Origin of the sequence: Devosia sp. LjRoot16, assembly GCF_964252795.1 — a bacterium.
Lineage (GTDB): Bacteria > Pseudomonadota > Alphaproteobacteria > Rhizobiales > Devosiaceae > Devosia_A.
Genome location: NZ_CAXUPH020000002.1, coordinates 420,277 through 443,789, shown reverse-complemented (window position 1 = coordinate 443,789; position 23,513 = coordinate 420,277). Strand labels below are relative to the sequence as shown.

Genomic DNA, 23,513 nt, shown 5'->3' with positions numbered 1-23,513 from the left:
CTCACCGGCCGTATCGAAGTAGCAACGCGGGTGGGGGCTGCTACTCGATGCTTGGCGGCGGCGGTGGGGAAGGTGACTCGCCGGGGCCTGAAAGCAGGGATCCGCGCTCAATCGGCACATGCGTTCCGGCGGCCGGTGCGGCCCTGAACACGATCACGTTGCACTTGTCCTTGTAGCAGCCGTAGTCGCAGACCGTGTTGCCGCATTTCTTTGAACAGCCGATCGCGCCGCCGCCTGATTGCAGGTTCTTGCCGCAGACGTTGCGGACCTGCTGCTCGGTGACCCGTGTCGCCGCCGCGGCGAAGCCTGGGACGAGGCAGAGGCACACCACGGACAGCAGGATCATCGATCTGGTCATAACTTGGCTCCGTTGAAGGAGCCCCCCGTGCCGCCGATATTGCCGATCCCCGCGGCGCCTTCGCCCTCCGATCGGATGGGCCGTCATGTGCTGGCGAGGCTGGTGAAGCCGGCGAGCAGCTTCACGAGGTCCGCGTGCCGACGGCTGCCGGTCTTCTCGTACAGCCGGCGTAGATGGAACTTCACCGTCGTCTCGCTGACACCAAGCGCCTCGGCGACCTCCGGCGCGCCGCCGATCTCGACGATGGCAAGCAGCACCCGCAACTCGGCCGGCGTCAGTCCATAGGCGCGGATCAGCGCTTCGGGCGCCGTTTCGATGTGCAGTTCGGCGCGCTGCACGAACAGCGCTGCCACGGCAGCGGTGCTGGTGCGAACCTGGCGGCGAAAGCCCGAGCTCAGCGGCAGCACATGGGCGACCAGTGCCTCCCCGCCAGGGCCGGTGAGCGGCAGGGCGATGCCGCGCTCGCCGAGCAGTGCGTCGCCCCCCTCGTCGAACGAGCCCGCGTCGCGCAGGCACTGTTCCAGCGCGGCATCGGTGGTAACGAGCCGGCCGGAAGCGACACGCAGCGGTCCTCCCGGCGCAATCAGCCCATGGCCGGCGGCGTTGGCGTGCACCAGCGCGCCGTTGGCGCCGATCAGGAACATGCCGGCCCGAATGGTGTCGAGCGAGCTCGCCAGCACCTCGGCGCGCGCCGAATGCTGCTCCAGGGCCCGGCCGATCAGCACCGCCCGTCGAATATGCGGCACCACCAGTTGCATGCGGTGGCGCGTCGCCTCATCGACGATGCCGTCGCGCTCGTGGCGGAACACCCCGAACATCGAGGCCGAGGTCCCGGAGCGGTCGAGCACGGTGCTGACGAAATCCACCAGCTGCTGTGGCTGCACCCACTCGCGATAAAAGCGCGACTGCTGGAACTCGGCGTGCGGCATGATGTCGATGGTGGAGACCAGCTCGCCGATCTCGGTGAAGAAGTGTCGCGTCGTGGCGGGGTCGAGCTGCACGTAGCGCTCGAAGTAGGCCGTGCGATAGGCCAGCGACAGGCCACCGTCGTCATAGAGCACGCCGCCTGAACGACTGGTGGGGTCCTTGCTGTAGATGGCGGCGGAACAGCCGCCGACAAACCGCGCTGTTTCCCGCAAGACACCGGGCCAGAAGCCCGGATCGATGGCTGCGTCGTAGATCTGGCCGACCAGCCCGGAGAGGGCCTCAGACTCGTTCACTGTGGTAGTCCGCCTGGACGCCCCCGGCGCCGAGACCTTAGGTCGGGTCGGGAGCGTTTGGCAAGAGTCGTATTATGACTGTCGAATGCCCAGCGCGCGATCGCGGTCGCGGATGCGGCTGCGGGCCTGCTTGGGCCACAGCTGGTAGGCATCGCCGCCGCCTTCCAGCGTGTGGCGCGCATGCACCGGCCAGTTGGGGTCTTCGAGCGCGGTACGCGCAAAAGCCACGAGATCCGCCTCGCCCTCGTTGAGGATGCGCTCGGCATCGTTCGCGTCATCGATGAGCCCGACGGCGATCGTCGGAACACCGGCGGCGCGGATCGCCTTGGATAGTTCCACCTGGTAGAGCGGCGCCGCCTTCAGCGAATAGCCGTCGAAGCCGCCTGACGAGCAGTGGATCATGTCGACGCCCAGCGCTTGCATCTCGCGCGACAAGACGATCGAGTCCTCGATGCCCCAGCCACCGGGGCTGCCATCGGTCACCGACAGCCGTACGATCAGCGGCTTGTCCTCGGGCCAGGCGGCGCGGACCGCCTCGGTTACCTCGAGGGCGAAACGCATGCGGTTCTCGCGGCTGCCGCCATATTCGTCGGTGCGGTGGTTAGCGAGCGGCGACAGGAACTGGCTGATCAGGTAGCCATGCGCGCCGTGGATCTCGACCGTATCGAAGCCGGCCTGGTCAGCCCGGCGGGCGGCATCGGCGAAGCTCTGCACGACCCGCTGGATCCCCGCCTTGTCGAGCGCCAGCGGCATCTGGAAATTGGGATTGTCGGAATGGCGTTCGGCGCTGGGGGCTTCAGGCACCCAGGTCTCGTAGGCGTAGTCGCGCTTGTCGGCTTCGGTTTCATCAAAGCCGCGGCGCCATGCGATCGGCGTCGCTGCCTTGCGGCCGGCATGGCCGAGCTGGATACCGGTCGCCGCGCCTTCGGCTTTCAGAAACTCGACGATGTGCTTGAGCGGCGCGATCTGCTCGTCGTTCCACAACCCGAGGTCGCCATACGAGATGCGTGCCTCGGGCGTGACACCGGTCGCCTCGAGGATGACGAGGCCGAAGCCGCCGAGCGCAAAGCGCCCCAGATGCACGAAGTGCCAGTCATTGGCGAGACCGTGCTGGGCCGAATACTGGCACATCGGTGCGATGACCGTGCGATTGCGCATGGTCAGGCCACGCAGTGTGAACGGCGAGAAAAGCTGGGACATATGGGAGGTTTGCTGCACTGGGTTGAAGTCGGCCGCACCATGCACCGGTCGGCATCCATCGGCAAGTGCCGATGAAGTGATCGGACAGCGCGCCCACGCGGCCGTGTCAGCCGGACCGGAGCCCGGCCTCGAAGGCAAACGACGGGATCGTGCTAGTCGGTAACGGTGTACTCGGTGATGCCGTTGGCGGCGACACTGAGGCGCTGACGGGCTTCGCCATAGCCAACCGAGCCAGCATCGACATCCCAGCAGCCCGCCGAAACAGTGAAGCTGTAGCTCTGCCCGGACCCGAGGGCGACGGTGTCGGGCAGCCGGTCGAGCCCGTAGGTCGAGGCGCCGCACTCGGAAATCAGGATGACGTCGATCACCCGGCTGGTGCCGTTGACCACGGTGATCGTCCCGGTGGGCTCACCCGGGCGGATCAACTCGCCGCCGGTGATCCAGGCGTCACCGCTGCAGCCGGCCAGCAACATAAGACATGCCGCCGATGCGGCTGTACGAAATACAGAAGTCATCTTGTCCCCCCAATGACGAGAGGACGTGCCGCACCGTCTCCCCCGAGACAATTGCTAGCAGAGCAACGAGGGCAGTCAATCGGTCTGCTTGCGGCGTGCGGGCAGGGGGAGGGAAAGCTCAGGCTGCCTGCGGCCGCTGGTGGCCCGATACTTCGGCGCCGGCGTTTCGCTCGAGCGTCAGCAGCTGCAGCGCACAGACGATGATGACGAGGCCCATCACCAGATAGGCAATCTGGAAGTCGATCACCCCGAGCGTCGGCGCGCCGCGCCACATCTGGCTGAGGTTGAGGCAGCCGGCGGCGACGGCGACGCCGAACACCATCGAGAGCTGTTGCGACATACTCGAGATGGTGGTGGCGGAGCTGCGCTGTTTGGCATCCACGTCGGCGAAGGCCAGCGTCGCCAGCGCGGTGAACTGCATCGAGCGGGTGGCGCCGGCGATGAACAGCACGGCAGCCGTCAGCAGATACGGCGTCTGTGGCCCGAGCAGGCCACAGGCCGCGACGGAGACGCCGGCCAGTACGCCATTGACCGTCAGGATGCTGCGGAAGCCGAAGCGGCGCAGCGTCGGGGTGGTCACCGCCTTGATGGCGAGATTGCCGAAGAAATAGATCACCACCAGCCCGCCGGCGCTCAGGGCATCCATGCCATAGGCGACCTGGAACATCAGTGGCAGCAGGAACGGCGTGGCGTTGATCGCGGTCCTCAAGATCGCGCCGGCCTTGGCGTCGGTAGCGGCGAAGGTGCGGATGCCGAGCGTCCGCAAATCGATCAGCGGATGGTCGGCGCGCAGCAGCCAGAACACCGCGCCCGTGCCGACGGCCAGGCCAATGGCGATCAGCAGTGCCGACAGCCACACCGGCAGCCCGCCCTGCACCAGCGCGTCAAAGCCGTAGAGCAGGCAGCCCAGCGTAATACCGGTCAGGACGAAGCCGATACCGTCGAACGGCCGCTCGGCGAACTCGGTGTCTTTCGGCACGATCGCCAGCACCAGCGCTATGCCGATGATGCCGAGCGGGATGTTGATCCAGAAATTCCAGTGCCAGGAAATGTACTCGGTGATGAAGCCGCCGAGCGCTGGACCGAGCACCGGGGCAAACAGCGCCGGCCAGATGGTGAGCCCGATGGCCGAGACGATCTCGGATTTCTGCGCGGTCCTCAGCACGATGATGCGTCCCACCGGGAACAGCACCGAGCTGCTGGCGCCTTGCAGCGCCCGGGCGATGGCGAACTGGCCGAGATCCTCTGCCATGCCGCAGGCGATCGAGGTGAGCGTAAACAGCGCAATCGCCACGACGAAGACGCGCCGTGCTCCGAACCGGTCGGAGAGCCAGGCGGCGGCGGGAATACAGACCGCCACCGCCAGCATGTAGATGGTGACGCCGAGGCTCATCTCGAGCGTCCCGACGTTGAAATCCTGCGCCATGCGGGGCAGGGCAGTGACGATGATCACCCCGTCCAGGAACTGCATGAACAGCGTGGCGGCGACCACGAGGGCGACGTTGCGGGCGTGTGGGCTGAGCGGTGTGGACATGGCGAGGATGCAAATGACTAGTATGGTACCAATACATCATTCACCGGCCACGCCTATCGGCGAATAGGATGAGGCGGAGGATTTTCGGGCGACGTGTCGCGGGTGCACACATCAGCCCGACTGACAGAGACGGCCCCCTCCCATCCTCCCCCATGAAGGGGGAGGTGCCCCGCCGGTGTGCTTAGGACGATCGAAGACAGAGCCTCGACTCTTCACCTCCCCCTTCATGGGGGAGGATGGGAGGGGGCCGTCTGCTTCAGTCGGCAACTACCCCTTCACCGCGCCCGCCGTCATCCCCGCCACGATCTGGCGGTTGAAGAACAGGTAGACGATCAGCGGCGGGATGGTGATCAGCAGGATGTTCATGAAGAGCAGGTGCAGCGAGGTGTTGAACTGCCCCTGGAAGTTGAACAGCGTCAGCTGCACCGTGACGTTCTGCTTGCCCGGCAGGTAGTAGAGCGGGTTGGTGAAATCGTTGAAGATGGCGACCGACTGCACCACGATCACCGTCACCACCACCGGTTTGAGCAGCGGCAGCACGACCTGGAAGAACAGCCGCAGCGGTCCGGCGCCGTCGATGATCGCCGCCTCGTCGAGCTCGCGCGGGATTGTCGCAACGAAGGCGCGGAAGAGCAGGATCGTAAAGCTCAACCCATAGGCGACTTCGATCAGGATCATGCCGTGCATGGTCTTGAACATGCCGACCGACTGCAGCACCCAGATCGTCGGCACCACCGCCGGCGGGATGATCAGCCCGGCCAGCACCAGGAAATTGACGATCGGCGTCCAGCGCGACGGCCGCCGTTGCAGCACGAAGCCAACCATGGCGCCGAACACCACCAGCAGCGTGACGCTCACCACGGTGAGGATGATCGAGTTGATGAACGCCGTGACCAGCATGTAGTCCTGCGTCCTGAGCACCTCCATCAGGTTATCCCAGAAGTGCCAGCTGGTCGGCCAGTCGAACGAGCGCGTCGCCGCCTGCCGCCGGTCCTTGACCGCGGTCAGGATGATGAAGGCGAACGGCACGAGGAAAACCACGATCGACGCAGCGATCGCGATGCCGCCGAGAATGTAGCGCTGGGCGTGTCTCACCGGTCGGTCTCCTGGCGATTGAGCAGCATGGAGAGCGGCACGATGATCAGTGCGACCATGATGAACAGCACGACATTGCCGGCGGTGGAGAGGCCATAGAAGCCGGCCTGGTACTGCTTGTAGATCACCGACGCGATAACGTCGGAGGTGAAGCCGGGACCGCCCTTGGTCATCGCCCAGATCATGTCGAAGGAGCGCAGGCCCCCGATGAAGCTGAGGATGATCACTGTCGCAGTGGCCGGATGCACCAGCGGCAGGGTCACGGTCCAGAACCGCTGCCACGGCGTGGCGCCGTCGATCTTGGCGGCTTCATAATATTCGAGCGGGATCGAGACGATGCCGGCGATGTAAATCACCGTGGCGAGCCCGACGCCCTTCCACACATCGACCAGTGCGACCGAGTAGAGTGCGAAGCGCGGATCGGTGAGCCAGCCCGGCCCCTTGATGCCGATCGAAGCCAGCGTCTCGTTGATCAGCCCCTGGGTCGGGTGCATCATGGCGGTGAAGGTGATGCCGACGCCGACGGTCGAGACCAGCACCGGGAAGAACACCACGGCGCGGAGGTACCCGCGGCCGAAAATGTCGGAGGTGAGCAGCAGCGCCAGCAGCATGCCGAGCACCACCTTGAGCCCCGAGGTGACGACGCCATAGATCAGCGTGTTGACGAGGCCCTGGAACAGGAAGGGCTCGCGGAAGAACTGGGCGAAATTTTCGAGCCCGATAAAGTCGGCCTTCTGCAGCGTCCACCGGGTCAGGCTGAAGAACAGCGACGCAAAGGTGGGCAGCATGAACAGCACGGCGAAGATGATGGCCGCCGGAAGGTAGAACCAGCTCGGATAGAGCCCCGCCGTGCGCGACTTGCGGCGCGGGTTTGCAATGGGCACCGAGCCCTCAGCGACCGCAACTGCCATACCTGTCCTCCTCCAAGTCCAAGGTGTTGGCGTCCGACCGGTGAGGCCGGACGCCAAGTTTCACACGCAGATGGCGCGATTACCAGCCGGGCAGGCCGAGCTGCTGGGCCTGCTTCTTGACGTCTTCGTCGTAGAGCGCGGCGCCGTCAGCGGCCGAACGGATGCCCGAACCGACTTCCACGGTGATCTGCTCGAGCGCCGGGCCCTTGATCGGCGACAGGTACTCGAGGGCAGGGGCGCTGTGGCCGCCTTCCTGGAAGTAGGGCAGCAGGTCGGAGACCACCGGCGGCACGTCGGCCGGCAGGGTGCAGTCCTTCACCAGGTAGGGACCGGTCGCGCCGGCGGACTGGGTCTGGACATCGCAGCCCTCGATCGAGGCGACGAAGGCGACGAACGCCTTGGCCTCGTCCGGGTGCTTCGAGGTCTTGGGGATATAGAGACCGGCCGGCATCCAGGTGGTGAGGCCATTGCTCGCCGCGTCATCGCCGGGAATGGCGAAGAAGCCGACATCGTTGATGTGCTCGGGCGCCAGTTCCTTAATGTTGGAGACGGCGAACGACAGCATCGGGTAATGCGCGCCTTCGCCGGTGGCGATCTTGGTGACGCCGTCAGGGAAGGTGGCGGCGGCGAAGTCCTCGTTGAGGTAGCCGGCCTTGAACACCTCTTCCTGGCGCTCAAAACCCTTCATGGCGGCGGGCGTCGTGGCGTACTTGGCCTTGCCGGCGGTATAGTCGGCGGCGAAAGTCGGAACCGCCGCCTGCACGTTGTAGAAGTCGCCGAGGACGAACAGCTGCGACGTCCAGGTCTCGCCGAACGTCTGGATCACCGCGGTCTTGCCGGCCGCCTTGATCTTCTCGTTATTGGCCATGAACTCCGCCCATGACTTCGGTACGCTCAGGCCCAGCTCCTTGTAGATCGGGATGTTGTAGAGCATGCCGCCGCCCATCGCGGTGCCGATCGGCGCGCCATAGACCCGGCCATCGGTGCCGGTGACGGTGGCCTTGAAGCTGTCGATGACATTAGCCTGGAACGGCTCATCGGTGACATCGACGAGGTTCTGCACCGGGTTGATCGCCTGGAACAGCGAGCCGGCATTGTAGAGAAACACGTCGCTCATCTCGCCGGTGGCGAGGCGGGTCTTGATCAGGTTGTCGCCATCGGCGCCGCCCGGGCGGCTTTCAGTCTCGATGTCGATATTGGGGTTCTTGGCCTCGAAGGCGGCGGCCAGGGCCTCGGCCATGGCGACCGTCGACGGCGCGTTGTCGAACAGGAAGGTCACCTTGACCTTGTCCTGCGCGCTTGCGGCGCCCGCCATGATCACGACGATGCCGGTGGTTGCCAGCGCCGCACGCGTCAGATTGCGCATCAGCATTGATAGTTCCTCCCTTGTGGCCGCCATGGGTCCTCCGGCGGCCGGTTGCAGTTCTTCCAGTCCTTTCGGCTCCTCTGCCGTCAGGGCTTGCTGATCCGGAACGTCACCTTGTGCTTTCCGGGCGCCAGCAGGCTGCGCGCTTTTCCGTCCGTGCCGCGCTCGCTGACGGCGATGCCGTCGACACTGGCGTCGGTGTAGTCGGCGGCGAGGACGAGCGTGCCGCTCGCGCCCTCGGGCACCGTGAGATTGTAGGTCACCTTGCCGCCATCGACCTTCCAGCCGGCCTCGATCCGGCCGGCGGCCGAGTCATGGTTGGCGGCGACCGGCGACAGCGCCGGGATGATCGTCGGCTCGAAGAAGATGTGCTTGAACGCCGGCAGCGCCGGATCGGGGCGGAAACCCGCGACGCCTTCGAGCAGCCACTGGCACACTGCGCCATAGGCATAGTGGTTGTAGCTGTTCATCTGCGGATCGAACGCCACGCCGTCCTCGTTGAGCGCGTTCCAGCGCTCCCAGATCGTCGTGGCGCCCATCTTCACCTGGAACAGCCAGCCGGGCAGGCCTTCCTGGAGGAACACCGAGCCGGCGAGCTCGGCCTCGCCGATCTTGACCAGCGCCGGCAGCAGCGCCGGGGTGCCGATGAAGCCGGTGCCGATGCGGCCATGGGCGCGCGCCACCGTCTCCTTGAAGTAGCCCTTGGCCGCTTCGTAGTGCTCGGGCGGGATCAGGTCCCACAAAAACCCTAGCGCATAGGAGGTCTGGTCGTTGTAGCCGATACGGCCGGCAGCGGTCATGAACTCCCGCTGGAAAGCCTTCTTTACTTCGGCAGCGCGGTCGTTGAGGCGCTTGGCCTGCGCCTGGTCGCCAACCACTTCGGCGGTTTTGGCAGCGAGGTGCGAGGAGATGTAGAGGTAGATCGTCGCCGCGGCGTCGTCGCCGATAGTCGGGTAGGGCTTGGCGAAATCGCCCTGCGGCTGCAGCCAGTCACCGAAGGTGAAGCCGCGCCCGCCCCAGCCGGCCGGCGGGCGAACGATCGGGCCATCGCTGATCGACCAGACGAAATCGTTCCACTTGACCATCGCCGGCAGCGCTTCCTCGAGGATCGCGCGGTCGCCATAGTGGTTGTAGAGCGTCCACGGGATGACGGCGATCGCATCGCCCCAGCCGGTCGAGCCGTAAAAGCCCGGCACCACGTCCTCATGGTTGCGCGTCGGATCCGGCACCACATGCGGGATGGCGCCATCCGGCCGCTGGTCGGCGATCAGATCGCGGACATACTTCACTAGCATGCCGTGGCTCTCGTGCAGGTAGCAGGCGGTGGGCGCGAACACCTGCGCATCGCCGGTCCAGCCCAGCCGCTCGTCGCGCTGCGGGCAATCGGTCGGCACCTCGATGAAGTTCGAGCGCTGCGACCAGACGGTATTCTCGACCAGCCGGTTGACCAGCGGGTTGGCCGAGCTGAAGTTCGCCGTGCGGGTGACCGCCGAGCTGATCGGGATCATCTCGATCTTGCTGATCGTCGCCTTGCCCTCGATGGCGACGCGGGCGAAGCGGAAGCCGAAGAAACTGAAGGTCGGGCGATAGCTCTCCGGCGCGCCGCCCTTCAGCACGTATTCGACGCGGGCTTCGGCCGAGCGCATGCTTTCGCGGTCGAACTCGCCGAGATGGTTGGTGAGTTCGGCATGCTCGATGGTGATTTTGGCGCCGGCTTCGCCCTCGACGGTGAAGGCGACGTAGCCGCCGGCGTTCTGGCCGAAATCGTAGACCGTGCGCCCCTGAGCATCGGCGAAGGATTTGACCACCGGCAGGGCCGGCAGTTCGTGCACACCGGCCGTCTCGGCCGGTAGCAGCGTCGATTTGTCGAACCCGCTGAGCACGTTGGCGCCACCACTTGCCGGCGCATTCTCGGCCCGGGCGTCGTAATTCTCGCCATAGTAGATGCCGGATTTCATCACCGGCGCGAGGCCGCTCTGCCAGGTGCTGTCGGTGCCGACGATGAGCTCGCCATTGGCGCCGCGCAGCTCGGCAATGGCGCCGATCTTGTCGCCCCAGGTGTTGAACAGCTGGTTGCGCGGCCACATCATCCGCGAGCGGTACCAGCCATCGCCCAGCCAGATGTCGATGGTGTTGTCGCCGTCCTTGAGCAGGGCGCTGACATCGTAAGTCTGGAAGCTGAGGCGGTCCCAGTAGCTGGTCCAGCCCGGCGTCAGCAGGTCGCCGCCGACGCGCTTGCCGTTGATGAACGCCCGGTAGAGGCCGAGAGCGCTGATCCTCAGCGTCCCGGCCCCGCCGCGGGAGGAGAGGTTGAAAGTCTTGCGCAGGAACGACGACTGCGTGCCGACGCCCTGATCGACGCTGGGGTGGATCATTTCGGCGACCCAGGCGCCTTGGCTGGATACGGCTTCACCTGCCCGGATGAGCATCGTCTCGTTCAATTTTGCATCCTCCCAAGGGACCTGTTGCGGTCCATCCGGCGCCGCTGGCTGCCGATCAACGTGTGACGTTCTACGTATACCGTTCTACACGATCAGTTCAAGCAGGATTCGCGCAAGAACCGCCAAATCGACGCAGTAGCCGCCAAATGCCCTCAAGAACCGCCAAAATCGCTCACGTTGTGTTGTGGAAAGCGGGTTGCAGAGCGCCTTCAGGAAAAGTTGCAGACTTTTCCGGTTCGATGGCGCGTCAAATCAAGGACTTGGGGATTTCGCCGTTTCAATGAAACGGTGAAATGTCCTAGAAGAGGGGCCGGTTCGGGGGGAACTGTGGCGCCAGCAAGCAAAACCAGCCGCGTGACGATCAAGACGGTTGCGGCCGACGCCGGCGTGTCGGTGGCGGCTGTGTCGAAGGTGCTGCGCGACGCCTATGGCGTGAGCGATGCGCTGCGTGCCCGGGTGCAGGCTTCGATGGAGAAGCTGAACTACCGGCCGCATGCCGGCGCGCGCGCCATGCGCGGGCGCACCTACACGCTGGGCATCCTCTTGCCCGATATGCGCAACCCCTTCTTCGCCGATATCCTTGCCGGGGTGAACGAGGCGCTCGACCGCACCCAGTATCAGACCATGATCGGCGTCAGCCGCTCCGCCGAGACCATCGAGATGTCGCTGATCGACTCGATGATCGATCGGCAGATGGATGGGCTGATCATGATCGGCCCCCGTATGCCGCCGGAAACAGCGGAAGCGGTGTCGACCCGCATCCCGACGGCGGTGGTCGGCTATCACGTGCCGCAACTGGCGACGCTCGACACGGCCAACAATGACGACGTTGCCGGCGCCGCCCAGGTGGTGCGCCACCTGGCAACCAACGGCTATCGCCGCATCACCATGGTGACGCTGGCCGTCCCCACCAAGAATGTCGTGGTCACGGTGCAGCGCGAGCGCGGCTATCGCGAGGCGATGAAGGAACGTGGGCTGGCCCAGCACATCAACATCGTGCCGGCCGACCAGACGGCGCGCGAGGTGCAGACGGTGGTGCGGCACCTGCTCGAATCCCGGCATCGGCCGGAGGCGTTGTTCTGCTGGACCGACATGGTAGCGCTGCATGCGCTGAGCGTCGCCAAGGACCTGGGCCTCTCGGTACCAGGCGACCTCGCCATCGTCGGCTACGACAACACCATCTATTGCGATCTGGCGCAGAACAGCCTCACCAGCGTCGACCAGTCCGGCCAGGTGCTCGGGCTACAGGCGGCGCGCCTGTTGATCGAGCGGATCGACGGAAGGCAGCAGGGCGATCATTTCGTCGTCTCGCCGCGGCTGGTGGTACGCGGCAGTTCGCGTCCTCGCCCTTCGTAGAGCTTTCCACCGCCTACCATTCCAGTCAAACATTGCGCGCCAACCGGACCAGATAGAGATCATGCCCTTTTTCGACCTGCCGCAGTCCCAGCTCGACAGCTACCGTTCGAGCGCCGTCGCTCCCGCCGATTTCGACAGCTTCTGGGCGGAGACCCTCGAGCACTCGCGCGCCAAACCGCTGGAGGCGGTGTTCGAACCGGTCGATACCGGGCTGAAACTGTTCGACGTCGCCGATGTCACCTTTTCTGGCTTCGGCGGCGACAAGGTGCGCGGCTGGTACATCAGGCCGGCCGGCGTCGCGCCGCGCGGTACGGTGGTGAAGTTCATCGGCTATGGCGGCGGTCGCGGTCTGCCGCAGGAGCACCTGCTGTGGCCGGCCACCGGTCGCGCCGTGCTGGTGATGGATACGCGCGGGCAGGGGAGTTCCTGGTCGCGCGGCGATACCCCGGACCCGGCCGGCTCGTTCCCGGCGCACCCCGGCTTCATGACCCGCGGCATCAACGACCCGCGGGATTACTACTATCGCCGCGTCTACACCGACGGCGTGCGCGCCGTTGAGGCAGCGCTCGGCCGCGCCGAAACCGATCCGGCAAAGCTCGCGGTGGTTGGCGGCAGTCAGGGCGGCGGCATCTCGATCGCCGTTGCCGGGCTCGAGCCGCGGGTGAAGGCCGCGATGCCCGACGTGCCGTTCCTCTGCGATTTCCCGCGCGCCGTCGGCCTCACCACCCGTGACCCCTATGGCGAAATCGTCCGCTTCCTCGCCACGCATCGCGAGAAGGCGGCTGCCGCCTACCACACCATCAACTACTTCGATGGCGTGCACTTCTCGGCGCGCTCGAAGGCGGCAGCTTTGTTCTCCGTCGCGCTGATGGACGACGTCTGCCCGCCCTCGACCGTCTATGGCGCCTACAACGCCTGGGCCGGCCCCAAGACCATCGAAAGCTACACCTTCAACAACCATGAAGGTGGCGGCACCTGGCAGGAGCGGCGGCAGGTCGCCTGGCTCGACGAGACCCTGCCGTGACCGCCCTGACGATCGACTACGCCGACCGGGACGGAGCCATCGCCCGTCGCCGGTGGGCGCTGTCGCGCATCCTGATCTACGCAGTGCTGGCGCTGTTCGGGCTGATCTATGCGCTGCCGGCGCTGCTGGTCCTCTCCAACTCGTTCCGCGACGGCGAGGAGGTGTTCCGCAACGGTATCATCGCCATCCCGGAGAGCTTCTCGTTCGACAACTACCTGCGCGCCTGGAACGATGCCTGTGTCAGCGGCATGTGCCGGGGGCTCGGGCCGAACTTCCTCAACTCGCTTGTTATCACCGTGCCGGCGACCATCGCCACCGCCATTATCGGGGCGCTCAACGGCTATGTGCTGAGCAAGTGGAAGTTCCCCGGCTCGGAGTTCATCTTCGTGATGATCTTTCTCGGCATCTTCCTGCCCAGCCAGATCGCGCTGCTGCCCTGGGCCTGGATCATCGGGCAGCTCGGCCTGCAGAACAATGTGCTGGGCCTGCTGCTCATCCACACGGTGATGGGCATCTCGTTCGCCACCTTGTTCTTCCGCAACTTCTACGCCAGCGTTCCCAACGAGATCGTCAAGGCGGCGCAGGTCGATGGCGCCGGGTTCTGGCGCATCTTCGTGCGCGTCATGCTGCCGCTCTCGGGGCCGATCGCCGCGGTGACGGTGATCTGGCAGTTCACCCAGATCTGGAACGAGTACCTCTACGGCATGGTGTTCACTTCCGGCGCGCAGCAGCCGATCACCGTGGCGATCATGGGGGTGCGCGCCGGCGGCTCGGCGGCCACGGTGATGATGGCGATCGCGCCGCCGCTGCTGGTGTATCTGATCGGCGGCAAGTATTTTGTGCGCGGACTCACCCAAGGGGCACTGAAGTAGGTATGACGACCAGGAACTACGTGATCGACGAGATGATCTCGGCCAAGGCGATCGCGGCTCGGGTGGAGGCGCTCGCCAAGGAAATCTCGAACCACTATGCCGGCACCGACAAGCTGGTGGTGGTGGGGCTGCTGCGCGGCTCGTTCATCTTCATTGCCGACCTGGTGCGTGAACTCGACCTGCCGGTGGAAGTGGATTTTCTCGAGGTCTCGAGCTACGGCAACTCCACGGAGTCGAGCCGCGAGGTGCGTATCCTCAAGGATCTGCGCGGCGAGATCGAAGGCCGTGACGTGCTGGTGGTCGAGGACATCGTCGACACCGGCTACACGCTCAAGCACGTGCTGGAAATCCTCGCGACCCGCCACCCCAAGCGCATCGAAGTCTGCGCGCTGCTGGACAAGCCGTCGCGGCGCGAGACCAGCGTCAAGGCGCGCTGGATCGGCTTCGAGATCCCCGACAAGTTCGTCGTCGGTTACGGGATCGACTACGCGCAGCGCAACCGCAACCTCGATCACATTGGTGCGGTGCGGTTCACCGACTAGCTAAGGCCGAGGGGACCGGCGGAGGAGGGGACATGGATCGCACGCTGCTCGCGGCGGTGGTCGACCGCATCATGCCGGCCGACCGGGATGGCGGGGCCCTTGCCTTCGGCGCGCTCGATTACCTCGATGGCATCCTTGCCGCCCAGCCGAAACTGGGCGCCGCCATCGCCGCCGGGCTCGCGCGGCTGCCTGCCGATTTCGCCGCTCTCCCCGAGGCCGAGCGGGATGCGACGCTCGCCGGCCTCGATGATGCCGGCTGGTTCCGCGAACTCTGCGAACTGGTAGCCGAGGGCGTCTATGCCGATCCCGGCAATGGCGGCAATCCGAATGCTGCCTCTTGGGACATGGTTGGTTACGAGCACCGGCTGCCGGAGGGACCGACCGGTCCCGCCGGGCGCGACGGGCAGGCGCCACAGCCGTTCTCCGGCACGCTCGACTATGATGTGATCATCGTGGGAGCTGGCGCCGGTGGTGGCGTGGCCGCCGGTGTGCTGGCCGAGGCCGGCAAGCACGTGCTGCTGCTCGAGCGTGGGCTCGTGCGCGATTATTCCGACAGCGGCCATCGTGACCATCTGCGCAATCACCGTCTGGCGCTCTACGGCCACAACACCGGTCCGGACCTCGACGGCAACCCGCGGGTGCTGGCGGGGCCGGACGGTGTCGAGCGGGTGCTCCGCCCGCACGAGAACGGCTATCAGAACCTTGCCGCCGCCGTGGGCAGCGGCACGCTGGTCTATGGCGCCCAGGCCTGGCGCTTCCATCGGGCCGACTTCCGCATGGCGAGTCTCTACGGGGTTCCGGAGGGCTCATCCCTCATCGATTGGCCGATCGGCTACGATGATCTCGCGCCCTGGTACGAACGCGCCGAGTGGGAGATCGGCGTCTCCGGCGAGGGCGCCGCCCATAGTCACGAAGGTCTGCGCACGCGCGACTATCCGATGCCGCCGCTACCGGACAGTCCAGCCCGCTCGGTGCTGAGGCGCGGCGCCGCCGCCCTCGGCATCACCACGACCCGCCCGCCGCTTGCCATCAACAGCCAGCCGCGCCACGGCCGCGACGGCTGCATGGGCTGCGGCAGCTGCGTCGGCTTCCCGTGTCCGAGCGACGCCAAGAACGGCACGCAGAACACCATGATCAGGAGAGCGCTCGCCACTGGCCGCTGCCATCTGGTCAGCGGCGCCATGGTGCTGCGCGTGGACACCGACAGCGCCGGGGTCGTCACCGGTGTTCGCTTCGCCGACAGCACCGGCGCGGAGCATTCCGTGCGAGGCAAGGCAGTCGTGCTGGCCGGCGGCGCCATCGAGACAGCGCGCCTGCTGCTCAACTCGCCCTCGGCGCGCGAACCGGATGGTCTGGGCAACAAGCACGATCTCGTCGGCCGGAACCTGCAGGGGCACGTCTATGCCGTCGCCTACGGTCAGTTCGACGAGACGGTGCATGCCTCGCGTGGGCCGGGCGTGAGCATCGCCACCACCGCCTACAATCACGGCAACCCCGGCATCGTTGGTGGCGGCATGCTGGCCGACGATTTCGTCCAGCCGCCGATCATCTTCTGGAAGAACGTGCTGCCGCCAGGGCAGCGGCGCTGGGGGCAGGGCGCCAAGGATTTCATGCGCGACCAGTTTCACCGCGTGTTGCGCGTCGCGGGGCCGGTGCACGAGATCCCCAATGCCGAGGCACGGGTGCGGGTTGCTCCCGGGGTACGGGACAAATGGGGGCTGCCGGTGGCGATGCTGTCAGGCGCGGTGCACGCTGAAACCATCCGGACGGCCCATTACATGCACGGCAAGGCGCTCGGCTGGCTTCACGCTTCCGGGGCGCTTGCTACCTGGGGCTTCGCACCCAATCCCGGACTATCGGGTGGCCAGCATCAGGCCGGCACTTGCCGTATGGGAACCGATCCATCCAACTCGGTAACCGATCCCTTTGGTCGTGTCTGGGGACACGACAATCTGTTCGTCTCGGACGGCGGCCTGCACCCGACCAATGGCGGCTTCAACCCGGTGCTGACCATCATGGCGCTGGCCTTCCGCAATGCCGAGCATCTGGCCAGTTCAATGTAGCCGGCCCGGATCGCTCCGGACCGGCTGGACGTCGGTCACCGGCAAACGTAGCGACGTCCGTTGCTGGCCCGATAAGTACCGGTTTCCGGATCGAAGCTGCGGTACTTGCGGCTGCAGTAATCGAGCCAGCGCTCGTACTCGGCGTCATAGCGATCGCGCCTGCTGCGTTCCTTCTCGGCCGAGCCGGCGATGATGGCGCCAATGGTCAGGCCGATAATGCCCGCGCCGATCGCCGCGCCGATATCATCGTCATTGTTCTTTTTGCTGGGGCGGCCCCAGCGGTCCTTCTCGCACCGCTCGCGTTCGCGGCGGTCGAGGAACTGGCTGCAGTCGGCCCAGCGCTGGTCCTCGCTCTGGGCGACGTGAATGCGGTTGCCGGCCGGCGACTGCGCCAGGGCGGGGGAAATCGCGGGCAGGGCAAATGAGGCCGCCATCATGACGGCAGTCAGGGTTCTGGCGAGAGCCATTTTGGTTCCTCGGAGGGCTTTCAGGAAAAGTTGCAGACTTTTCCGGTTCGAAAGCGCGACAAAAGCAGGGACCTGGAGCGGTTCGCCGTTCAATGGAACGGCGAACCGCTCTAGGGGATGGGGAATGGGCGGCCCGGGTGGCCGCGGGCCGCCCTGGGGACCGACGGAACGAGTGACAGATCCGTCGATCCCGATGCGATCTCGTCAGAAGCGGAAGTTGAGCCCCGCCTTGACCGCGTGATTGGTCAGGTCGTCGCTGCGGTGGATGTTGCCGGTAAGGGTCGAGTCGACGTCGTTGAAGCGCGTCTGCGTGTATTCGACCCGCGCCGACAGGCCGTTGCCAAAGCTCTGCTCGAGCCCGGCGCCCCACAGCATGCCACCGACCCACTTGTCGTCGGAGATGACGTTGTTGCCGGCATCGAGCCGCGCCACCCCATAGCCGGCGGTGCCGTAGACCAGCGTGCCGCCAAGGGCGAGACCACCGCGAACCTTGGCGGCGCCGCTCCAGTTCTGCTCCAGCTCGCCGCTGCCGACGCCATAGACGATGCCGCGGGCATAGGTGCCTTCGAGCTCGGCGCCGATCACCGCCGGGCCAAGCTGCATGGTGTAGCCGGCCTGCACGCCGCCCAGCAGGCTCGAGTCCTTGAAGATGTTGAAGTCGGATGCCTTGGGCGCGAGGCCGCCATGGATACCGGCGTAGAAACCGGTCCATTCAGAGGCTGAGGCCGGCGCGTAGGGCTCGCTCCAGCGGCTGTCCTGCGCGTCGGCCGCGGTCGCCGGCAGGACGCCGAGCAGCAGGACGGCAACGAAGCCAGGGGTAGAAAACTTCCAGAACATGGGAACTCCGCGAACAACGGGCCCCGCAACCAGGGAGGTGGCCGCCGGGCAAGTGAGGATGGCCGGCATGCACCTTGCAACCGGACTGCAGAGGTCATTCGGTGACCTCGCGGTCATTCACTGACCGCGTTCGCCATTTTCACTGTTGGGATTGCGCGAGCATTGCGCGGCGCCGAAATCGCTATGGCGTGGTTGCCACGGGCAGTTCGACGCGGAAGCAGACCCCGCCGAGATGGCTCGGCAGCACCGAGATATTGCCGCCATGCTGGCGCACCACTTCGCGCACCAGGTTCAGCCCGAGCCCGGCACCGCGGTCGAGTGGGCGGATGCGGTAGAACGGCTCGAAGATCTTCTCGCGATGCTCCGGCGCAATACCCGGTCCGCTGTCATGCACCTCGAAAGTGCCGTTGCCGGCGATCTCGATCTCTATGGTGCCGTTATTGCCGCCATGCACCACCGCATTCTGCGTCAAATTCGCCAGTAACCGCTCGATGGCGCCGCGATCGCCCAGCACCCAGGCGGAAGGGGCGGGCGCCCTGAGCGAGATGTCGTACCCGGCGGAGATGGCAAGCGGCGCATGATCGGCGACCACGCGCTCGGCCAGCGGCACCAGGTCGATCGGCTGGAAGTCGATCTGCGATTGGGCCAGCCGCTGCAGGTCGAGCAACTGTTCGGCCATGGCCGCCAGTCTCGCCGTGTCGGTGAGCAACCGGGTCCGCTCCGGGCCGGTGTCGAGATTCTCCACTCGGGTCTGCAGGATTGCGATCGGCGTCTTCAGCTCATGCGCCGCGTCGGCGAGGAAGCGGCGATGCCGCTCATAGCCTTCGTCGAGGCGAGTCAGGGCCTCATTCACCGCCGTCACCAGGCCGCGGACCTCGTAGGGTACCTTGTCGAGCGGCAGGCGTGTGCCGTGCTTGTCGAAATTGATGCTGCGGGCCTGCTCCTCGGCAGCGTCCAGCCCGCGCATCACCTTGCGAACGATCAACGGGATGGCGATCACCGTCGCGATGATCAGCATCAGCAGCAACGGCAGGATGAAGATGTTGCCGACCAGGATCGCCGCAAAGATGGTGCTGACAAAGGCGCCACCACCGGCCAGCACGTAGAGCTTGCCGATCGGTGTATCGCCGCTGTGGAATGCCGCCGCCAGATCTTCTTCACCACCCGAGTCGCGAATGTCGACAAACCACAGCCGGTTGAGGCTCGACGCCATCTCGCTATAGGCGGCCGGCACCGGACCATCCTCGAAGGCGTGCCCCTGGTCGTCCGTGACGATCATCCAAACCGTGGGAGACTCGGCGCGATAGCGCTCGAGCTCGGCATTAGGGCCGAGCACCAGTTCGCCATGGGGTCCGCGTCGCATAGCGGCGGCGACTGCCTCGGCAAGCGAGCTGTCGACGATCTGCTCGCCTGGATTGAGCTGCAGGATGAGGATGGTGAGGATGGCGGAAGCCAGCGACAGCGTCACGGTTTGCAGCAGCACCAGACGCCAGGCTAGGCGTCGACGCAGCGAGTGGGGGCGCCAGAACTTCATGCCACCGCCTTGATCAGGTAACCGACGCCGCGAATGCCATGGATTTCGACCCCCGCCTTGGCGTCCGCGAGCTTGCGCCTGAGCCGCGAGATATGGGCATCGAGCGAGTTCGACTGGATCTCGTCGCCATAGCCATAGACCGCGTCTTCAAGCGAGGTGCGCAGCACCGTGCGGCCGGCGCGTCGCAGCAGGCATTCGAGCACCAGCAGTTCGCGCCGCGGCAGCTCGATGGTGCTCTCGCCGATCCGCGCCTCGCGGCTGTCGAGATCGAACGACAGCGCGCCCAGTTGCACCGATTCCGGCGCCACCTGCATCGGCCGCCGCAGCACGGCGCGCAGCCGTGCCAGCAGTTCCTCTACCGCAAAGGGTTTTGGCAGATAGTCGTCGGCGCCGGTGTCGAGCCCCTCGATCTTGTCGGCAATCGAGCCACGGGCCGAAATGATGATCACCGGCACCCCGGCGTGGCGCTTGCGCAGCAGCGGCACCAGGTCGATGCCGTCGCCGTCCGGCAACTTGCGGTCGAGCAGCACCGCGTCATGCGTGTGGCTGAGGATTGCCTCTTCGGCGATGAGCTTGGTGCGCGCATGGTCGACGACCATATCGTAGCGCCCCAGCACGGCGCTCAGCGCCGCGGCCATTTCCGGCTCGTCTTCGACAAGTAGCAATCGCATTCAGGAATCCCCGCGCCACGATCTGCCATATGCAGCATGCATTGCGCCAGGATTGCGCCGCGGCAACCTCGGGTCCGAGTGCGGCCGATCAGCCGCATGAGGGCTAACTAACCCGTTAGATATTCGAGCCATTTCAGGCGGCGTTTGGCTTTTTCGGCGACCGCAGACTCTGGTATTGTCGCAATGGGGCTCTCGGAAGTTCCGGAGCTTTCCCGCGAAACAGTGGAGAAGCATGATGGCCGAGACAGAGACTTCTACGCCTTCCGATTTTCCCGCCGGACTCCGCGCCATGCTTGGCGACAACTGGTGGCTGCTGCTGCTGCGCGGCATCGCCGCCATCGCCTTCGGCGTGCTGGCCATCTTCTGGCCCGCCATCACGCTCATCTCACTGACCCTGCTATGGGGCGCCTACACCCTCATCGACGGCGTCTTCGCCCTGTGGGCCGCGATCTCCGGCCGCGCCAACTCCCCCGCCATGGGGCCGCGCTGGTGGATGGCGATCAGCGGCGTCGTCAGCGTCCTCGCCGGTCTTGCTGCCTTCTTCTGGCCCGGCATGACCGCGTTCATCCTCGTCATCTTCATCGGCATCTGGGCGATCATCATTGGTGTGCTGACCATCTGGGGCGCCATCCAGGCCCGCAAGGAGATCGAGGGCGAGTGGGTGCTCGGCCTGTTCGGCGCGCTCAGCATCCTGTTCGGCCTGCTGCTGCTGTTCCAACCGGGGGCAGGGGCGCTGTCGCTGATCTGGACCATCGCCGGCTATGCAATCTTTGCGGGCGTGTTGCTGATCATGCTGGCCTTCCGGGTGCGGAAGTTCAAACGGCCAGCCTGAACCGGGAACCAAGCGGCGCGAGCTACGTTCAAAGAGCAAGGTGAAAGCGCCCGCAAGAACGCGAAGCCCTCTGATCAATGCCCCGGCTCCACTTGTGGACCGGGGCATTTTCTTGTGCGATGCGGTCGAATGCGCCGCGCCGACAAGATAGCGGGCGTTCCGGGCTGTCGCCGAAACGCCCGCCAACCCCGTCAGTGTGTGGACGCAAGATCAGGGCGGCGGCCTGATAGCGGAAGGTTCCTGCAATTTCGCTGACAAGGCTGGAAACGCTGCTGTGCGGACGTTTGAGCGCACCTGGAGCCGCTAGAATCGCCCTGTCATGCTGCCGCGAACCGACGCCGTCGCCAAACCCGTCGTATCGATTCCATAGTCGGCCAGCGCTCGCAGGGCCCAGCCAGGTCCCGTGAGCGTCAGGCCGCCGGTAACACCGGCATAAGTGTTGTCGACCACGATGTCCTCGCCGGTCCCGCCCAGGCCGGCGCGGACACCGAGCGACGGCGTCAGGTCGAGCCCGTCGCCGAACGCAAAGGTTCGTGCCACCGTCAGCGCGCCGCCCAGCTCGAGCGTCGAGGTCGAGAACCCATCGACGTTGACGATGTCGCCGCGCGGATTGGTGACAGTGTAGGCGCCGACGTCCTCGTTGGCGAAGTAGAGCCGGGCGCTCGGCTGGATGCTGAAAGCGTCAGCACTCCATTGGCCTTCGACCTCTACCTCGGTGATGAAACGGTCGGTCTCAAAGGTGCCGCTGAAGCTCTGGCCGAACAGCGTGGCATTGGCATCGTTCCACGAGTGCCCGAAGAACACGCTGGCATCGAGTGTCACATTGTCGAGGATCTCGACCGAAACATAGGGTCCAACCAGCGCGCCGGTACCGGTGATTTCTCCGACATCGGTCACGTCCCGCATACCGTCGAGATAGAGCGCCACACCGGCGAGGAAGCGGTCATTCACCAGATAGTCGGCGCCCGCGCCGACGAGGCTCAGGCGGCCATCGGCCTCGTCCCGCGTATGAAAGGTCAGCGATCCGTCGATCCAGAAGCTCAGCGGCACGCCGCTATCCTCGGCCAGCAGCGCGGCACCGGGCCCGAGGTCCCAGGCATTGCCGGTGCGGGCCGAGAAATTGAGCACGGCATCGCCGTTCGCCTCCGACAGCGATACCTTCGGCGCGCCGCCGCGACGATCGCGCAGGCCGGGCGTGTCGATGGCGTTGCCGATGAGCTTCTGCCGGGTTTCGACGAAGCCGCGCGTCATCTCCTCGAACGCCAGCGACACGGTATCGGTCACGGCGGTGGTCGCCGAGCTCGAGTTGTTGGTGGTATTGGCGTCCCCGTCGCTGCTGGCGATGGTCGCGACGTTGGTGATCGGCCCATCGAGCACGGCCATCGCATCGATGCTGAACTCGGCCGAGGCGCCGGCCGGGAACTCGTTGGTGCTGCAGGTGATGGTGCCGCCGCTGCCGACGGCGGGCGCGGCGCAGGACCAGCCGGACGGGGCGGTGACCGCCGAGAAGGTGAGGCCGGCGGGCAGGGCGTCGCTCATCACGGCGTTGGTAGCTCCGCTCGGACCAGCATTGCTGACCGCGACCGTGTAACTCAGCACCTCGAAGCGCTCGGCGCTGGCCGGACCTGTCTTGCTGATGGAGAGGTGAGCTTCGCCCTGGACGGTGGTGCCAGCGGTCGCGCTGTTGTTCTCGGTGTTGATGTCGTTGCTGAGGGTGCTGACCGACGTGAAGTTCTGGATGAACGTGCCCTCGGGCGTGCCATCCGGCACATGCGTGATCAGCGTGAAGGTGCTGCTCGCGGTGGTCAGGTTGGTGATGGAACAGCTGACGGCGCCGTTGCTGCCCACCGCCGGCGTCGAGCAACTCCAGCCCGATGGGGCGTCGAGCGAGACAAAGGTCAGCGGGGAGGGCAGATTGTCGTCCAGGGTGACCGTCGCCGGGTTGCCACTGGCGCTGACGGTCAGGCTGTAGACGAGATCGGTGTCGTCAGCGATGTTCTCGACCGCCAGCTTCTGCACGCCGACATCGACCACCGGCGCCGGAATCTGCGCTGTCGACACCGCGCTGTTGTTCTCGTCGTTGGGGTCGGCGGCTGACGAGACACTCGCGATGTTGGTGAAATATGTTCCGCCTGGCGTGCCGGCCGCCACGTGGGCAACGACGGTGAAGGTCTGCGCTCCGGCAGCCTTTGGCAGGGCGGGTATGCTGCAGGTCACTGAGCCATTGGCTCCAACCGCAGGCGTAGAGCACGACCAGCCGCTCGGGCTGCTCAGCGACACGAAGGTGGTGCCGGGAGGTAGTGGATCGTTCATGCCCAGGCTGATGGCGTCGTCAGTGCCGGGGCTGCCGGCATCGCCGAGGTTGGTGACAGTCACCGTGTAGGTGATGTCTGCGTCGGCAGCCGTGGTCTCAGGGCCGGTCTTCTCAATCATGACGTCAGGGGTCTGCGCCTGAGCTGCACCCACGCTCACCATCGACAGCAACACAAGCCCCGTGATTCTCAGCAGCGAGAACCACTTGGTGACCCAGCGCAATTTCATAGTCAGTATCCGCCCGCACCCTGCCGCAATCTGGCCACCGGAACGTCGCCAAGCGCGGTGGCGCTGTAAATCGCTAAGAATAGCGACAAAGCCGCTTCGGCAGTTGCTGATGCATCCGCGCCACAGCAGCCGAA

At 65.7% G+C, this 23,513-nt stretch carries 20 protein-coding genes; 6 read left to right on the top strand and 14 right to left on the bottom strand.

The annotated features are described in order from the left end of the window. Positions 1–40 precede the first annotated feature (40 nt). The 9 genes from ACSQ23_RS12595 to ACSQ23_RS12555 form a co-directional block, all read right to left on the bottom strand. Positions 41–358, bottom strand: a complete 318-nt coding sequence (locus ACSQ23_RS12595) for a hypothetical protein (RefSeq protein ID WP_055995780.1) — start codon at positions 356–358, stop codon at positions 41–43. 83 nt (positions 359–441) lie between these two features. Continuing rightward, complete coding sequence (locus ACSQ23_RS12590) at positions 442–1,578, bottom strand: helix-turn-helix transcriptional regulator (protein WP_055995783.1); 1,137 nt, start codon at positions 1,576–1,578, stop codon at positions 442–444. Between the two features lie 72 nt (positions 1,579–1,650). Further along, a complete protein-coding gene (locus ACSQ23_RS12585; RefSeq protein WP_055995787.1) occupies positions 1,651–2,778 on the bottom strand; it encodes an NADH:flavin oxidoreductase/NADH oxidase in 1,128 nt (375 codons plus the stop codon). Between the two features lie 152 nt (positions 2,779–2,930). Continuing rightward, the gene (locus ACSQ23_RS12580) at positions 2,931–3,251 is read right to left on the bottom strand and encodes a hypothetical protein (RefSeq protein WP_055878415.1); all 321 of its coding nucleotides are present in this window, start codon (positions 3,249–3,251) and stop codon (positions 2,931–2,933) included. A gap of 160 nt (positions 3,252–3,411) precedes the next feature. Further along, positions 3,412–4,827: an MFS transporter gene (locus ACSQ23_RS12575; protein WP_055878414.1), complete on the bottom strand. Its 1,416-nt coding sequence runs from the start codon at positions 4,825–4,827 to the stop codon at positions 3,412–3,414. A gap of 267 nt (positions 4,828–5,094) precedes the next feature. Further along, positions 5,095–5,922, bottom strand: a complete 828-nt coding sequence (locus ACSQ23_RS12570) for a carbohydrate ABC transporter permease (RefSeq protein ID WP_055878412.1) — start codon at positions 5,920–5,922, stop codon at positions 5,095–5,097. Continuing rightward, positions 5,919–6,800 carry a carbohydrate ABC transporter permease gene (locus tag ACSQ23_RS12565; RefSeq protein WP_197421198.1) on the bottom strand — a complete coding sequence of 294 codons (882 nt, stop codon included), beginning with the start codon at positions 6,798–6,800 and terminating at the stop codon, positions 5,919–5,921. The genes ACSQ23_RS12570 and ACSQ23_RS12565 overlap by 4 nt, the downstream gene beginning before the upstream one ends. Before the next feature lie 112 nt (positions 6,801–6,912). Further along, entirely contained in the window at positions 6,913–8,199 is a 1,287-nt protein-coding gene (locus tag ACSQ23_RS12560; protein ID WP_055879818.1) for an ABC transporter substrate-binding protein, read from the bottom strand. Between the two features lie 86 nt (positions 8,200–8,285). Continuing rightward, positions 8,286–10,628 (bottom strand): family 78 glycoside hydrolase catalytic domain, encoded by a 2,343-nt coding sequence (locus ACSQ23_RS12555; RefSeq protein ID WP_436091037.1) that lies wholly within the window; start codon positions 10,626–10,628, stop codon positions 8,286–8,288. A gap of 366 nt (positions 10,629–10,994) precedes the next feature. Between ACSQ23_RS12555 and ACSQ23_RS12550 the strand changes: the two genes are divergently transcribed. The 5 genes from ACSQ23_RS12550 to ACSQ23_RS12530 all read left to right on the top strand — a co-directional run bounded on the left by ACSQ23_RS12550 (position 10,995) and on the right by ACSQ23_RS12530 (position 16,497). Next, positions 10,995–11,996: a LacI family DNA-binding transcriptional regulator gene (locus tag ACSQ23_RS12550; protein ID WP_436090827.1), complete on the top strand. Its 1,002-nt coding sequence runs from the start codon at positions 10,995–10,997 to the stop codon at positions 11,994–11,996. Positions 11,997–12,057: 61 nt separating this feature from the next. Next, the gene (locus ACSQ23_RS12545; RefSeq protein ID WP_436090826.1) at positions 12,058–13,020 is read left to right on the top strand and encodes an acetylxylan esterase; all 963 of its coding nucleotides are present in this window, start codon (positions 12,058–12,060) and stop codon (positions 13,018–13,020) included. Continuing rightward, entirely contained in the window at positions 13,017–13,892 is an 876-nt protein-coding gene (locus ACSQ23_RS12540; RefSeq protein WP_436090825.1) for a carbohydrate ABC transporter permease, read from the top strand. Before ACSQ23_RS12545 ends, ACSQ23_RS12540 begins: the two co-directional genes overlap by 4 nt. Before the next feature lie 2 nt (positions 13,893–13,894). Continuing rightward, positions 13,895–14,434: a hypoxanthine phosphoribosyltransferase gene (hpt, locus tag ACSQ23_RS12535; protein WP_055878403.1), complete on the top strand. Its 540-nt coding sequence runs from the start codon at positions 13,895–13,897 to the stop codon at positions 14,432–14,434. Positions 14,435–14,466: 32 nt separating this feature from the next. Continuing rightward, positions 14,467–16,497: a GMC family oxidoreductase gene (locus tag ACSQ23_RS12530; protein ID WP_436090824.1), complete on the top strand. Its 2,031-nt coding sequence runs from the start codon at positions 14,467–14,469 to the stop codon at positions 16,495–16,497. A 35-nt stretch (positions 16,498–16,532) separates the two neighbouring features. Here ACSQ23_RS12530 and ACSQ23_RS12525 read toward each other — a convergent pair whose 3' ends face one another. The 4 genes from ACSQ23_RS12525 to ACSQ23_RS12510 form a co-directional block, all read right to left on the bottom strand. After that, the gene (locus ACSQ23_RS12525) at positions 16,533–16,964 is read right to left on the bottom strand and encodes a BA14K family protein (RefSeq protein WP_055878399.1); all 432 of its coding nucleotides are present in this window, start codon (positions 16,962–16,964) and stop codon (positions 16,533–16,535) included. Positions 16,965–17,168: 204 nt separating this feature from the next. After that, the gene (locus ACSQ23_RS12520; RefSeq protein WP_055878397.1) at positions 17,169–17,801 is read right to left on the bottom strand and encodes an outer membrane protein; all 633 of its coding nucleotides are present in this window, start codon (positions 17,799–17,801) and stop codon (positions 17,169–17,171) included. A gap of 181 nt (positions 17,802–17,982) precedes the next feature. Next, positions 17,983–19,335, bottom strand: a complete 1,353-nt coding sequence (locus ACSQ23_RS12515; protein WP_436090823.1) for a sensor histidine kinase — start codon at positions 19,333–19,335, stop codon at positions 17,983–17,985. Continuing rightward, entirely contained in the window at positions 19,332–20,006 is a 675-nt protein-coding gene (locus tag ACSQ23_RS12510) for a response regulator transcription factor (protein WP_436090822.1), read from the bottom strand. Before ACSQ23_RS12510 ends, ACSQ23_RS12515 begins: the two co-directional genes overlap by 4 nt. Positions 20,007–20,241: 235 nt before the next feature. On the opposite strand from ACSQ23_RS12510, the gene ACSQ23_RS12505 reads away from it, so the two are divergent. Next, entirely contained in the window at positions 20,242–20,838 is a 597-nt protein-coding gene (locus tag ACSQ23_RS12505) for an HdeD family acid-resistance protein (protein WP_055878391.1), read from the top strand. A gap of 303 nt (positions 20,839–21,141) precedes the next feature. On the opposite strand, the gene ACSQ23_RS12500 is transcribed toward ACSQ23_RS12505, so the two are convergent. Beyond that, positions 21,142–23,379, bottom strand: a complete 2,238-nt coding sequence (locus ACSQ23_RS12500; RefSeq protein WP_436090821.1) for a hypothetical protein — start codon at positions 23,377–23,379, stop codon at positions 21,142–21,144. Positions 23,380–23,513 lie beyond the last annotated feature (134 nt).

What these genes read in the sequence shown, in the direction of transcription:
- ACSQ23_RS12595 (WP_055995780.1), bottom strand. Translation starts at nt 358, where the DNA reads ATGACCAGATCGATGATCCTGCTGTCCGTGGTGTGCCTCTGCCTCGTC.
- ACSQ23_RS12585 (WP_055995787.1), bottom strand. Translation starts at nt 2,778, where the DNA reads ATGTCCCAGCTTTTCTCGCCGTTCACACTGCGTGGCCTGACCATGCGC.
- ACSQ23_RS12580 (WP_055878415.1), bottom strand. Translation starts at nt 3,251, where the DNA reads ATGTTGCTGGCCGGCTGCAGCGGTGACGCCTGGATCACCGGCGGCGAG.
- ACSQ23_RS12575 (WP_055878414.1), bottom strand. Translation starts at nt 4,827, where the DNA reads ATGTCCACACCGCTCAGCCCACACGCCCGCAACGTCGCCCTCGTGGTC.
- ACSQ23_RS12560 (WP_055879818.1), bottom strand. Translation starts at nt 8,199, where the DNA reads ATGCGCAATCTGACGCGTGCGGCGCTGGCAACCACCGGCATCGTCGTG.
- ACSQ23_RS12555 (WP_436091037.1), bottom strand. Translation starts at nt 10,628, where the DNA reads ATGCTCATCCGGGCAGGTGAAGCCGTATCCAGCCAAGGCGCCTGGGTC.
- ACSQ23_RS12545 (WP_436090826.1), top strand. Translation starts at nt 12,058, where the DNA reads ATGCCCTTTTTCGACCTGCCGCAGTCCCAGCTCGACAGCTACCGTTCG.
- hpt (WP_055878403.1), top strand. Translation starts at nt 13,895, where the DNA reads ATGACGACCAGGAACTACGTGATCGACGAGATGATCTCGGCCAAGGCG.
- ACSQ23_RS12530 (WP_436090824.1), top strand. Translation starts at nt 14,467, where the DNA reads ATGGATCGCACGCTGCTCGCGGCGGTGGTCGACCGCATCATGCCGGCC.
- ACSQ23_RS12525 (WP_055878399.1), bottom strand. Translation starts at nt 16,964, where the DNA reads ATGGCTCTCGCCAGAACCCTGACTGCCGTCATGATGGCGGCCTCATTT.
- ACSQ23_RS12520 (WP_055878397.1), bottom strand. Translation starts at nt 17,801, where the DNA reads ATGTTCTGGAAGTTTTCTACCCCTGGCTTCGTTGCCGTCCTGCTGCTC.
- ACSQ23_RS12515 (WP_436090823.1), bottom strand. Translation starts at nt 19,335, where the DNA reads ATGAAGTTCTGGCGCCCCCACTCGCTGCGTCGACGCCTAGCCTGGCGT.
- ACSQ23_RS12510 (WP_436090822.1), bottom strand. Translation starts at nt 20,006, where the DNA reads ATGCGATTGCTACTTGTCGAAGACGAGCCGGAAATGGCCGCGGCGCTG.
- ACSQ23_RS12505 (WP_055878391.1), top strand. Translation starts at nt 20,242, where the DNA reads ATGGCCGAGACAGAGACTTCTACGCCTTCCGATTTTCCCGCCGGACTC.
- ACSQ23_RS12500 (WP_436090821.1), bottom strand. Translation starts at nt 23,379, where the DNA reads ATGAAATTGCGCTGGGTCACCAAGTGGTTCTCGCTGCTGAGAATCACG.